Source organism: Kitasatospora cineracea, assembly GCF_003751605.1.
GTDB classification, from domain to species: domain Bacteria; phylum Actinomycetota; class Actinomycetes; order Streptomycetales; family Streptomycetaceae; genus Kitasatospora; species Kitasatospora cineracea.
Map to the genome: position 1 here is coordinate 3466520 of NZ_RJVJ01000001.1, position 12224 is coordinate 3478743.

At 71.9% G+C, this 12224-nt stretch carries 10 protein-coding genes and 1 tRNA gene; 3 read left to right on the plus strand and 8 right to left on the minus strand.

What is annotated here, in order from left to right; translation table 11 throughout:
• The first annotated feature begins 69 nt into the window (after nucleotides 1-69).
• Nucleotides 70-1056, plus strand: coding sequence for a hypothetical protein (locus EDD39_RS15785; protein ID WP_148089453.1), 987 nt, complete (start codon nucleotides 70-72; stop codon nucleotides 1054-1056).
• A 48-nt stretch (nucleotides 1057-1104) separates the two neighbouring features.
• On the opposite strand, the gene EDD39_RS15790 is transcribed toward EDD39_RS15785, so the two are convergent.
• Nucleotides 1105-1178: transfer RNA gene (locus tag EDD39_RS15790), tRNA-Leu, on the minus strand.
• 68 nt (nucleotides 1179-1246) lie between these two features.
• Here EDD39_RS15790 and EDD39_RS15795 point away from each other — a divergent pair.
• Nucleotides 1247-1930 (plus strand): ANTAR domain-containing response regulator, encoded by a 684-nt coding sequence (locus EDD39_RS15795; RefSeq protein WP_425269687.1) that lies wholly within the window; start codon nucleotides 1247-1249, stop codon nucleotides 1928-1930.
• A 78-nt stretch (nucleotides 1931-2008) separates the two neighbouring features.
• Here EDD39_RS15795 and EDD39_RS15800 read toward each other — a convergent pair whose 3' ends face one another.
• From EDD39_RS15800 to EDD39_RS15830, 7 genes are all read right to left on the minus strand, one after another.
• On the minus strand, nucleotides 2009-2725 hold the full coding sequence (locus tag EDD39_RS15800; protein ID WP_030460075.1) for an ABC transporter ATP-binding protein: 717 nt from the start codon (nucleotides 2723-2725) through the stop codon (nucleotides 2009-2011).
• On the minus strand, nucleotides 2722-3483 hold the full coding sequence (locus tag EDD39_RS15805) for an ABC transporter ATP-binding protein (RefSeq protein ID WP_227480507.1): 762 nt from the start codon (nucleotides 3481-3483) through the stop codon (nucleotides 2722-2724). The genes EDD39_RS15800 and EDD39_RS15805 overlap by 4 nt, the downstream gene beginning before the upstream one ends.
• An 83-nt stretch (nucleotides 3484-3566) precedes the next feature.
• Entirely contained in the window at nucleotides 3567-5516 is a 1950-nt protein-coding gene (locus EDD39_RS15810; RefSeq protein ID WP_123560479.1) for a branched-chain amino acid ABC transporter permease, read from the minus strand.
• 5 nt (nucleotides 5517-5521) lie between these two features.
• Nucleotides 5522-6451 (minus strand): branched-chain amino acid ABC transporter permease, encoded by a 930-nt coding sequence (locus tag EDD39_RS15815; protein WP_030460072.1) that lies wholly within the window; start codon nucleotides 6449-6451, stop codon nucleotides 5522-5524.
• A 94-nt stretch (nucleotides 6452-6545) separates the two neighbouring features.
• Nucleotides 6546-7787, minus strand: a complete 1242-nt coding sequence (locus tag EDD39_RS15820) for a branched-chain amino acid ABC transporter substrate-binding protein (protein ID WP_123556617.1) — start codon at nucleotides 7785-7787, stop codon at nucleotides 6546-6548.
• A gap of 314 nt (nucleotides 7788-8101) precedes the next feature.
• Complete coding sequence (locus EDD39_RS15825; RefSeq protein ID WP_123556619.1) at nucleotides 8102-8761, minus strand: Tat pathway signal sequence domain protein; 660 nt, start codon at nucleotides 8759-8761, stop codon at nucleotides 8102-8104.
• An 84-nt stretch (nucleotides 8762-8845) separates the two neighbouring features.
• The gene (locus EDD39_RS15830) at nucleotides 8846-9298 is read right to left on the minus strand and encodes a PaaI family thioesterase (protein ID WP_123556621.1); all 453 of its coding nucleotides are present in this window, start codon (nucleotides 9296-9298) and stop codon (nucleotides 8846-8848) included.
• A gap of 150 nt (nucleotides 9299-9448) precedes the next feature.
• Between EDD39_RS15830 and polA the strand changes: the two genes are divergently transcribed.
• The gene (gene polA / locus EDD39_RS15835) at nucleotides 9449-12181 is read left to right on the plus strand and encodes a DNA polymerase I (RefSeq protein ID WP_208765508.1); all 2733 of its coding nucleotides are present in this window, start codon (nucleotides 9449-9451) and stop codon (nucleotides 12179-12181) included.
• Nucleotides 12182-12224 lie beyond the last annotated feature (43 nt).

Sequence of the window (12224 nt, forward strand, 5' to 3'; positions counted from 1 at the left end):
CGGCCGTCGCGTGACGTCCCGTCAGTCACCCGCCGCACCACCGCCACCGCTGTGGGTAGCATGCCTCGGGTGGGCCACCGGGGTCGGGCCCGCGCCGCGAACGGGGGTTGGAACCGCTTGATACGCCGCCGCACCGCTGCGCTCTGCGCCGCGGCCGTGCTCACCGCCGGCTGCACCCCCTACGGCGCGGACACCCTGCAGGCGGTGGCCTCCGGGAGTCCGGCGCGGGCGGTGGCCCGGAGCGTGGCGGTGGACCGGACGGCGTGGTGGGGCGGCAGCTCCTACCGGCTCACCGGGGTGACCGCGACCGCGCAGCCCAACGGCCGCACCGAGGTCGAACTGGTCCTGGGCGTGGTGGTCGAGTCGCCGGTGCCCGCCGCCTCCGCGCTGCCCCGGGTGGCGCTGGAGCAGGAGGGCGTCGCGGTCAGCGGCCCGCTGGAGGTCCAGCCGCCGCCGTTCGGCCGGGCCTCGCTGACCGTCACCGTGCAGGACGTCGGCCCGCCCGGGCAGCTGCTCGACCCGAACCGGCTCGCCCTGGTGCTGGCCGCCCCCGGGGCCGCCCGCGCGGTGCTCCCGATCGGGGCCCGCTCCGGGCAGGACCCGGTGGACCTCCGGCCGACCGTGCTGCACCCCTCCGCCGACACCGTGCACGTCGGCCGCTACCGGCTGGTGCTGTCCTCCGCCCGGCTGCGCGAGGACTGCACCGGCAACCCGCTGCCGGCCCGGGCCGTGCCGATCGGCACCACGCCCTTCGTGCCCCGCTCGCTGCGCGCCCTGAAGCCCGGTCAGCACAGCGTGGAGGTCCTGTTCGAGGCCCCGGCCGGCACCACCCCCGAGCAGCTGGTGCTGCACCTGACGCTCCCGGACGGCCGCCGGCTCGCCCCCAGCACCCCGGTCGACGCCACCGCCCACCCGGGCCGGCCGGACACCGTCAGCCTGGCGGCCTGGTTCGACTTCTACGGCGACACCGCCGGGACGTACACCTTGGAGGCCGCGGACGGCTTGGTCGAGGGGGCGGCGGACCGGCCGGTGGCGGTCACGCTCCGCGCCGGGTGAGGGCGCGGCCTCCAGGAGGCTGCCGCCGCCTTGGATTCGAAGAGAAAGTGCCCCGAGTGGGATTCGAACCCACACCGGACGGTGTTTGAGACCGTTGCCTCTGCCGATTGGGCTATCGGGGCCCAGCGGATCGAAGGTCGAACCCCCCACCGCGGTGAACCAAACATACCGTGTCTGGGTAGGCTCATGCATGCAGCACCCCGCCGGACCGAGGAGCCCCGTGAGCACCGCCGACGAGCAGGCCCAGCCGCTTGACACCGACTCGCCCCAGATCACCCGAATCGTCATCGCCGAGGACGAGGCACTGATCCGCCTCGACCTCAAGGAGATGTTGGAGGAGGAGGGCTACACCGTCGTCGGTGAGGCCGGTGACGGCGCGACGGCGGTCAAACTGGTCGAGGAGCTCAAGCCCGACCTGGCCATCCTGGACGTGAAGATGCCCGTCCTGGACGGCCTCTCGGCCGCCGAGCGGATCCACGAGCAGCACCTCGCCCCGGTGCTGATGCTCACCGCGTTCTCCCAGCGCGAGCTGGTCGACCGGGCCCGGGACGCCGGCGCGATGGCCTACATCGTCAAGCCGTTCAGCAAGAGCGACCTGGTGCCCGCGATCGAGATGGCGGTCTCCCGCTACACCGAGATGCGCACCCTGGAGCAGGAGATCGCGGACCTCTCGCAGCGGCTGGAGACCCGCAAGCTGGTCGACCGCGCCAAGAGCGTGCTGCAGACCAAGTTCGGCCTGAACGAGCCCGCCGCGTTCCGCTGGATCCAGAAGACCTCGATGGACCGCCGGATGACCATGGCCGCCGTCGCCGAGGCCGTGATCGAGGAGGGCGCCGCCCAGGACCGCAAGAAGGCCGACGCCGCCGAGGACTGACCGCCCCCCGCACGCGCGGGAGCGCCCCCGCCCGGACACCGGTCCGGACGGGGGCGCTCCCGCGCGTGCGACGGGCGGTCAGTCCTCGCCCAGGTACTGGCGGCGCACCGACTCGTCGTGCAGCAGCTCCGCGCCGGTGCCGGACAGCGTGATCTTCCCGGTGGTCATCACGTACGCCCGGTCCGAGAGCGAGAGCGCGGCCTGCGCGTTCTGCTCCACCAGCAGGATGGTGGTGCCCGCGGCCTTCAGTTCCACGATGGTCGCCATGATCTTCTGCATCATCAGCGGCGACAGGCCCATCGACGGCTCGTCCAGCATCAGCAGCTTGGGCCGGGACATCAGCGCCCGCCCCATCGCCAGCATCTGCTGCTCGCCGCCCGACAGGGTGCCGGCGGCCTGCTTGCGGCGCTCGGCGAGGATCGGGAACAGCGTGCAGGCCCGTTCCACGTCCTCGGCGATGCCCGCCGCGTCGCGCCGCAGGAACGCGCCGAGCAGCAGGTTCTCCTCGATGGTCATCCGCGGGAAGATGTGCCGGCCCTCGGGGGAGTGGGCCAGGCCCAGCGCGACGATCCGGTGCGCGGGCACCGTGTCGATCGCCTGCCCCTCGAACAGGACCTTGCCCGCGGTCGGCCGGAGCAGCCCGGACAGGGTGCGCAGGGTGGTGGTCTTGCCGGCGCCGTTGGTGCCGATCAGGGTGGTGACCTCGCCCTGCTCGACGGTGAACGAGATGCCCTTGACGGCCTCGATCTTGCCGTAGGCGACACGGAGGTCCTCGACCTCCAGCAGAGCGGTCACTGGCCGTCCTCCTGAGCTGCGGTGGTTCCTTCGAGCGGGGCGCCCAGGTAGGCGGTGACGACCCGTTCGTCGTTCTGCACGGTCTCCCGGTCGCCCTCGACGATCTTCTGGCCCTGCACCAGCACGGCGGTCCGGTCGCACAGGTTGAAGATGAACTTCATGTCGTGCTCGATCACCAGCACCGCGATGCCCAGGTCCCGGATGGCGAACACCAGTTCCTCGGCGGCCCGGGTCTCCTGCGGGTTCATGCCCGCGGTCGGCTCGTCCAGCAGCAGCAGGCCCGGCTCGGACGCCAGCGCCCGGGCGATCTCCAGCTTGCGCTGCTCGCCGTAGGGCAGGTTCCGGGCCAGGTGGTCGGCCTTCGCGCCGAGGCCGCAGAACTCCAGCAGCTCCCGGGCCCGCTCCCGGCCCTCCCGCTCGGCCCGCCGGTAGCCCGGGCCGCGCAGGATCGCCGAGAACAGCCCCTCCTTGGTGCGGGTGTGCCGGCCCACCAGGACGTTCTCCAGCGCCGTCATGTTGGCGAACAGCCGGATGTTCTGGAAGGTCCGGGCGATCCCGGCCTGGGTCACCAGGTGCGGCTTCGGCGGCAGCACCCGGCCCTTGTACGTCACGGTGCCCTCGGTCGGGACGTACAGCCCCGTCAGGCAGTTGAAGAAGGTGGTCTTCCCGGCCCCGTTCGGGCCGATCAGACCGACGATCTCACCCTGGCGGACCGTCAGGTCCACGTTGTTGACCGCGGTGAGGCCGCCGAAGCGCATCACCACGCCGGAGGCCTCCAGCACGGTCTCGGCGGGCGGCGCGGGCGCCGCGGCGGCGGGGGCGGTGTCGGTGGTCACGGCGCTCACGCCCCTGCCTTGGTCGGTACGTCGTCGGTCGGGGCGGCCTGCGCGGGCAGCTGCGCCTCGTGGAACTCCAACTGCTGCCGCCGGCCGGCGATCAGGCCCTCCGGGCGGAAGCGCATCAGCAGGATCAGCGCCACGCCGAACGCCAGCAGCTGGTAGGACTGCAGGAACTCCAGCTTCGCCGGGATCAGGAACAGCAGCGCCGCGCCCACCAGCGGGCCGCTGATGGTGCCCATGCCGCCGAGGATCACCGCGGCCAGCAGGAACGCCGAGTTCGGCGGCGTCGGGCTGCTGAACAGGTACTGGTCGGGCGAGATCGCGCCCGACACGTGCGCCTGCACCGCGCCGGCCAGGCCGGCCAGCGTCGCGCCCAGCGCGAAGGCGATCAGCTTCACCCGGAAGCCGTTGATGCCCATCGCCTCGGCCGCCGTCTCGTCCTCGCGGATCGCCACCCAGGCCCGGCCGATCCGGGAGTTGGCGACCCGGCCGAACACCGTCACCACGATCGCGGTGGCCACCAGCATCAGCAGCAGGTAGTTGCCGTTCTTGCCCAGGTGCAGGCCCGCGAAGTCGTGCGCCGAACCGAAGTCGAAGCCGAACAGGTTGACGTCCGGGATCGCCGCGATGCCGTTCGGGCCGTTGGTCAGGCTCGGGCCGGAGCGGCCGTCCAGGTTGTTCATGGCGATCCGGAAGATCTCGCCGAAGCCCAGCGTCACGATCGCCAGGTAGTCGCCGCGCAGCCGCAGCGTCGGCGCGCCGATCACCACGCCGAACACCAGCGCCGCCAGCGCGCCGATCAGCACCGCCACCGGGAACGGCAGGTGCACGCCGCTGAACACCGAGAACTGCGAGCCCGACACCAGCGCCGCCGCGTACGCGCCGACGCCCAGGAAGGCCACGTAGCCGAGGTCCAGCAGGCCGGCCAGGCCGACCACCACGTTCAGGCCGAGCGCCACCGTGGCGAAGATCAGGATGTTCGTGCCGATCAGCACGTACGTCTCGCTGCCCTGGGTGAACGGGAACGCGCCCGCCGCCGCGAACGCCGCGCCGGTGGTCACCGCCCGGTTCCGGGCGGTCAGTTCGCGCAGCCGGCCGATCGCGCCCGAGGCCAGCAGCGCCGCGGTGCCGAAGGCCGTCAGCAGCAGGAAGCCGACGAACAGCTCGCCGTACTCGGTGGAGACGCCGAACTCGACCACGCCCAGGCCCACCGCGAACACCGCGGTGACCACCAGGATCTCCGCCCAGGCGGGCAGCTTCCAGGCGGCGGGCAGCGGGCGCTCGATCCGGCCGATCCGCAGCCATCCGTCCAGCAGCCGCCACAGCCGGAACCCGGCGATCGCCAGCGGCAGCGCGACGAAGAACCACAGGTTCTCGGTGAAGATCGGCCGGATGCCCGGCGGCACCGCGTGCAGCGCCCAGCCCTGGCCGAAGCCGACCCGCAGCACCACCGAGACCACCAGCGCCGCGTACAGGCCCCAGTGCAGCTCGGGGTGGCGGACGGTGCGGCGGCGGTCCAGCGGCAGGCCGAGCGCGCCGACCACGGCGAGCAGCGAGCCGGCCGCGGCCAGCCAGCCGCCCGGGTCCAGGTTGACCAGGCCGTTCAGCTCGACGGCGATCGCCGCCACCGCGTACCAGCACACCGCCATGGTGCCCAGCGCGGCGAGCAGCACGCCGTTGTGGCCGCCCGACGGGCTCAGCCAGCGCAGGCCCTTCAGGCCGGCCGCGGCCAGTGCCAGCAGCGCGGTCAGCAGGCCGCCGGCCAGCGCCAGCCACTGCAGGCCGGCCGGGGAGCCGTAGTACGTCAGGTCGCCGGGGAAGTCCGGCGTCCAGGTCCAGGACATGGCCGCGGAGGCGGCGGCGAGCACGCCGCCGAGCACCGCCGCGCCGTAGCCGAGCCGGGCGGGCAGCGGCAGGACCGGGGAGGTCTCGTGGGTCGTCGGAGTCGTCATCGTGCTCACACCCGATCCGCGACGCGCTCGCCGAGCAGGCCCTGCGGCCGCACCAGCAGGACCACGATCAGCAGCACGAACGCCCACACGTTGGCCCAGGCGCCGCCGCCGAGCTGGTGCATGCCCGGGACGTCCTGGATGTACGCGGTGGCCAGCGACTCGGCGACGCCCAGCACCAGGCCGCCCAGCATCGCGCCGTAGATGTTGCCGATGCCGCCCAGCACGGCCGCGGTGAACGCCTTCAGGCCGGCCAGGAAGCCCATGGTGAAGTCGACCTGGCCGTACCGCAGGCCGTGCGCGACGGCCGCGACGGCGGCGAAGGCCGCGCCGAGCGCGAACGCCACCACGATGATCCGGTCGGTGTCGATGCCCATCAGCTTCGCGGTGTCCGGGTCCTGCGCGGTGGCCTGCATCGCCCGGCCGGTGCGGGTCAGCCGCACGAAGGCGGCCAGCACCAGCATGCACAGCGGTGCGGCGACCAGCAGGAACAGGTCGTTGCGCTGCAGGTGGAAGGAGCCCAGGCCGATCGGGTCGCCCTCGAACTGCGGGAAGGACAGCGCCTTCTTGGCGCCCGGGTAGAACGCCCACACCACCTGCTGCAGCGCGATCGACAGGCCGATCGCGGTGATCAGCGGCGCCAGCCGGGGCGCCGTGCGCAGCGGCCGGTAGGCGAACCGCTCGGCGGCGGCGGCGGTGAGCACGGAGGCGAGCACACCGCCGAGGATCATGACCGGCAGCGCCAGCCAGAGGGAGGTGCCGTGCGGCAGTGCCGCGTAGGCGGTCAGCGCGCCGAAGCCGCCGATCATGAATATCTCGCCGTGGGCGAAGTTGATGAGCTGGACGATGCCGTAGACCATCGTGTAGCCGATGGCGATCAGGCCGTACATCAGGCCGAGCATCAGTCCGTTGGCCAGGTTTTGCGGCAGTTCGTGCACCGCGGGCCTCCGTGGATAGGGGGGTACGAGGAGGCGGAGGGCACTTGTGGTGCCCTCCGCCGTCACGGCTGTCTTGCGGGGGGAGGGGTGCGGATCAGCCGGTGTAGGTACCGCTCTTGACCTTCTTCCACGCGCCGCCCTGGACGCTGTACACGGTGAGCTGCTTGTTGGTGGTGTCGCCGTACTCGTCGAAGGAGACCGGGCCGGTGACGCCGGTGAACTTCACCTTGCCGAGTTCGTCCAGCACCTTGGTGCGCAGGTCGTCCGGGACCTTGCCGCCGTTGTGCTCGACCGCGGCCTTGACCGCCTCGATGACCGACCAGGCGGCGTCGTAGGAGTAGCCGCCGTAGGCCGCGTACGGGTCCTTGTAGCCGGCCTTGGCGTAGTTGGCGACGAACTCCTTGGCGGTGTCCAGCTCCTCGACCGGGACGCCGACCGAGGTGGCCAGGTCGCCCTCGCCGTTGCCGTTGGCGAGCTTGATGAACTCCGGGTCGTAGATGCCGTCGCCGCCGAACAGCGGGACCTTGGCCCCGCCCTTCTTGATCTGGTCGCTCAGCGGGCCGGCGTCCGGGTACTCGCCGCCGTAGTAGACCGAGTCGGCGCCGGAGGAGGCGACCTTGGTGGCGACCGCGGAGAAGTCCTTGTCGCCCGGGTTGATGTGGTCGGCGCCGACCACGGTGCCGCCGAGCCGCTTGAACTCGGCCTGGAAGATGGCGGCCAGGCCCGCGCCGTAGGTCTTCTTGTCGTCGATGACGTAGACCTTGGTCTTCTTCGCGTCGTTGTACAGGTACTGGGCGGCGAACTTGCCCTGCACCACGTCGGTGGTGGCGGTGCGGAAGTACGACTTGTACTGGCGGGCGAACTGGTTCTCGCCCCACTTCGGGCCGAGCGACAGCTCCGGGCTGGTGTTGGCCGGCGAGACCTGGGCCAGCTTGGCGTCGTCGAAGACCTTCTGCATGGTCTGCGAGACGCTGGAGTTCAGCGGGCCGACCACGCCGACGACGCCCTTGGTGTCGACCAGGGCGGTGGCGTTCTGCTTGCCGGTGGTCGGGTTGGCCTGGTCGTCCTTGGCCTCGATGGAGAAGGTCACGCCGGGGACGTAGTTCTTCTCGTTGGCCTGCTTGGTGGCGAGTTCGACCGAGTTGCGGATGCCCAGGCCGAGGGCCGACAGGCTGCCGCTGATCGGCGCGTCGACGCCGATGACGACCTTCGTCCCGCCGCTCGCCTTGTCGGATCCGGAGCCGGAGCCGGAGTTGCCGCCGCGCGAACCGCAGGCGGAGAGGGTGAGCGCTCCGGTTACCGCAACGGCCACGACGAGAAGTGAGCTCTTTCGCACGACGAGGGTCTCCTTCTGGATCTGGAGGACACGCGCACAGGGCTGGCGGTGCCGGTAGCGACGGCCCGGCCCGAGAACCGGACGGAGCGGTGACTGGGCGTGACTCTAGACCGCCGCTGCCGACTCGGGCAGTGGGACGGGAGAGGCTGTGATTCTCTTGTTATGACCACGGCGGATGTTGATCTCACATCATGGTCGAAAACCCCAGGTGGAGCCCGAAATTCCGGGATCCGTCCCGAGTAGCGGATGGCCTCCTTCCTCAACTCCCTGGTCACGCCAGGGTTCACCGATTATCGGACAGGTTTGTCCGGAGCTCACGGGGTGGTCGCGGGCGTCCGATAATCGGAACCGCCGCAGGCGGAATGCAGGGCGGCGGAGAGATCGCGGGCATAGGCGTCCCCCAGGATCTGACTCACGGTCTCCATTGCACGCGTATTACGCAGCGTTACATCGAGGAAAGGAAGGGTCGCGTCCGCCGGGGCTCCCGAGCAGTCCGTCACCTTCAGCCCCACCCGCAGCTCGATCGTCCCGCCGGACGGCACCGTCTGCGGCAGCCAGCCCGACACCCGCACGGTCAGGCCCGGGTAGCCCTGGCTCACCCCCAGCACGTCCACCAGGGCGGGGCCGGTGTTGCGCACCGTCAGCCGGATGGCGAAGGAGTCCTGGAACGCCGGGGCCGGGCCGCCGTACTCGAACCTGGTCGACTGCGAGGGGAAGGGCGGCAACTGCTGCTGCGGCGGGGGCGAATTCGCCGCCCGCTCAGGATAGTTCACGGCGTGCGCGATCGTCAGTCCCAGCGCCGCGAGCAGCAAGAAACTTGCCAGCAGCCACTTCTGACGCCTGCTCAGCAGCCGCGGCGGGCGCTCCGGCGGCGGCTCCGGGCGCAGCGCGAGCGGCGTCCAGGTGCCCTCGCCCGGCTCGACCGGACCGAGGAACCCCCCTGGGCCGCTTGGCAGTTCGCGCTCTCCGGACATGGCGGCGCCCCCTCGTCCAGCCCAGGTTGCCCTTGGCGGGGCCCGGCCAAACTCCGAGGGGGCGCGTGCGGGACCGCGGTCCCGCTAGAGGTCGCGCAGCATGCAGGTCAGCCGGCAGGAGGTGATCCGGCGGCCGGTGTCGTCCGTCACCGCGATCTCGTACGTCGCCGCGGTGCGGCCCTTGAACACCGCCGTCGCCACGCCCGTCACCAGGCCCGAGGTGGCCGACCGGTGGTGCGTCGCGTTCAGGTCCACGCCCACCGCGTAGCGGCCCGGACCGGCGTGCAGCATCGCGCCGATCGAGCCCACCGTCTCGGCCAGCGCCGCCGACGCCCCGCCGTGCAGCAGCCCGTACGGCTGCTGGTTGCCCTCGACCGGCATCGTGCCCACCACCCGGTCCGGGGACGCCTCGACGACGGTGATGCCCAGCTTCTCGCCCAGGTGCCCGCCGGAGAAGGTGCTCGGGCTCACCCCCAGCTTGGCGAAGTGGTCCAGCACGTCCTGGGGCACTTTCAGTACGGGCGCCGAGTCGGTCATGGTGCTCCTGCTTCCGGGGGGTTCGCTTCGTTGCGCGTCGATCGTACGACTGTCTACCCGCCGGTAGGGAGGCCCCGCGCCGCGCCGGGGATGTCGGCGCCGGGCCATAGGATCGGGGAGGCAGAGCAACCGGCAGGAACGGGACGTGACGTGGCGACACAGGGTGCGGGCAAGAGTGCGGCCGAACGGCCCCGGCTGATGCTGCTGGACGGGCATTCGATGGCCTACCGGGCCTTCTTCGCCCTGCCGGTGGAGAACTTCTCCACCGCCACCGGACAGCACACCAACGCGGTCTACGGCTTCGCCTCGATGCTGGCCAACACCGTCCGCGACGAGCGGCCCACCCACCTCGCGGTCGCCTTCGACCTCTCCCGGCAGACCTTCCGGTCCGCCGAGTACCCCGAGTACAAGGCCAACCGCTCGGCCACGCCGGACGAGTTCCGCAGCCAGATCCCGCTGATCGGCGAACTCCTGGACGCCATGCGGGTGCCCCGGATCACCGCCGAGAACTTCGAGGCCGACGACGTCATCGCCACCCTGGCCACCGCCGCCGCGGCCGAGGGCTTCGAGGTGCTGGTCGTCACCGGCGACCGGGACTCCCTCCAGCTCGTCAACGAGCACGTCACCGTGCTGTACCCCACCAAGGGCGTCTCCGAGCTGACGCGCTACACCCCCGAGAAGGTCGCCGAGAAGTACGGCGTCCGCCCCGACCAGTACCCGGACCTGGCCGCCCTGCGCGGCGACCCGTCGGACAACCTGCCCGGCATCCCCGGCGTCGGCGAGAAGACCGCCGCGAAGTGGGTCAACCAGTTCGGCTCCTTCGAGGAACTGGTCAACCGGGCCGACGAGGTCAAGGGCAAGGTCGGCGAGAAGCTCCGCGAGCACCTCGACTCCGTCAAGCGCAACCGCTTCCTCACCGAGCTCGTCCGGGACGTCGAACTCCCCCTCGGCATCGCCGAGCTGGCCCGCGCCCCGTTCGACAAGGACGAGGTCGCCCGGCTGATGGAGGCGCTCGAGTTCCGCAACCCCAACTTCCGCGACCGGGTGGCCGGCATCGACCCGGCCGGCGCCGAGTCCGCCGCCGCCGTCGAGGTCCCGGCCGGCCCCGCCGTCGACGGCGACCTGCTCACCGTCCCCGGCGCGCTCGCCGCCTGGCTGGAGGAGCACACCGGCGAGGCCGGGCGCACCGCGCTCGCCGCCGACTACAGCTGGGCGCTGGGCACCGGCAAGGTCGAGCAGGTCGCCCTCGCCACCGGCACCGCCGCCGCCTGGTTCGACCCGGCCGCGCTCGGCGAGGAGGACGACCGCGCCTTCACCGCCTGGCTCGCCGACCCCAAGCGCCCCAAGGCCCTGCACATCGCCAAGCAGGTCATGCGGGCCTTCGCCGAGCAGGGCTGGCAGTTCGCCGGCGTCACCGCCGACACCGCGCTCGCCGCCTACCTGGAGAAGCCCGGCCGCCGCGCCTTCACCCTCGACGTCCTCGCCGAGGAGTACCTCGGCCGCTCGCTCGCCCCCGCTGCCGAGACCGAGACCGGCCAGCTCAGCTTCGACTCCGACGAGCCCGACCCGACGGCCGGCGCCCAGGCCCTGATGACCCGGGCCCGCGCCGTCCACGACCTCGCCGGCCTGTTCGACACCCGGCTCGCCGAGGTCGGCGCGGTCGAGCTGTTCCACGACATGGAACTGCCGATCGCCGAACTCCTGGCCCGGATGGAGCGCCACGGCATCGCCGCCGACCGCGAGTGGCTGCAGGGCCTGGAGTCGCAGTTCGCGGCCGAGATCCAGCGCTGCGTCGAGGAGGCGCACGCCGCCGCCGGCCGCGAGTTCAACCTCGGCTCGCCCAAGCAGCTCCAGGAGGTCCTGTTCGGCGACCTCGGCCTGCCCAGGACCAAGAAGATCAAGACCGGGTACACCACCGACGCCGACGCCCTCACCTGGCTCGCCACCCAGACCACCAACGAGCTCCCGGTCATCCTGCTCCGCCACCGCGACCAGGCCAAGCTCCGCACCACCGTCGAGGGCCTGCTCAAGACCGTCTCCCCGCAGGGCCGGATCCACACCACCTTCAACCAGATGGTCGCCGCCACCGGCCGGCTCTCCTCCCAGGACCCGAACCTGCAGAACATCCCGGTCCGCACCGAGGAGGGCCGCGCCATCCGCCGCGCCTTCGTGGTCGGCGCGGGCTACGAGACGCTGCTCACCGCCGACTACTCGCAGATCGAACTGCGCATCATGGCCCACCTCTCCGAGGACGAGGCCCTGATCGAGGCCTTCGCCAGCGGCGAGGACCTGCACACCACCGTCGCCTCCCAGGTCTTCTCGGTCGCCCCGGCGGACGTCGACGCCGAGATGCGCCGCAAGATCAAGGCCATGTCGTACGGCCTCGCCTACGGCCTGTCCGCGTACGGCCTCTCCCAGCAGCTCGGCATCAAGCCCGCCGAGGCCCAGGGCCTGATGGACACCTACTTCGAGCGCTTCGGCGGCGTCCGCGACTACCTGCACGACGTCGTCGAGGAGGCCCGCGCCGTCGGCTACACCGAGACGCTGCTCGGCCGCCGCCGCTACCTGCCCGACCTCACCAGCGACAACCGGCAGCGCCGCGAGATGGCCGAGCGGATGGCCCTCAACGCCCCGATCCAGGGCACCGCCGCCGACATCGTCAAGATCGCCATGCTCCGGGTCGACGAGGCCCTGCGCGCCGCGGGCCTCACCACCCGGATGCTGCTCCAGGTGCACGACGAGATCGTCCTGGAGGTCGCCCCCGGCGAGCGCGAGCAGGTCGAGGCCCTGGTCCGCGAGCAGATGGCCGGCGCGTACCCGCTGCGCGCCCCGCTCGACGTCTCGGTCGGCGCCGGCCCGAACTGGGAGGCCGCGGCGCACTGATATTGCGTTGCGGGCGTCCGGCCGGCCCTCCGAGACTGGCCGG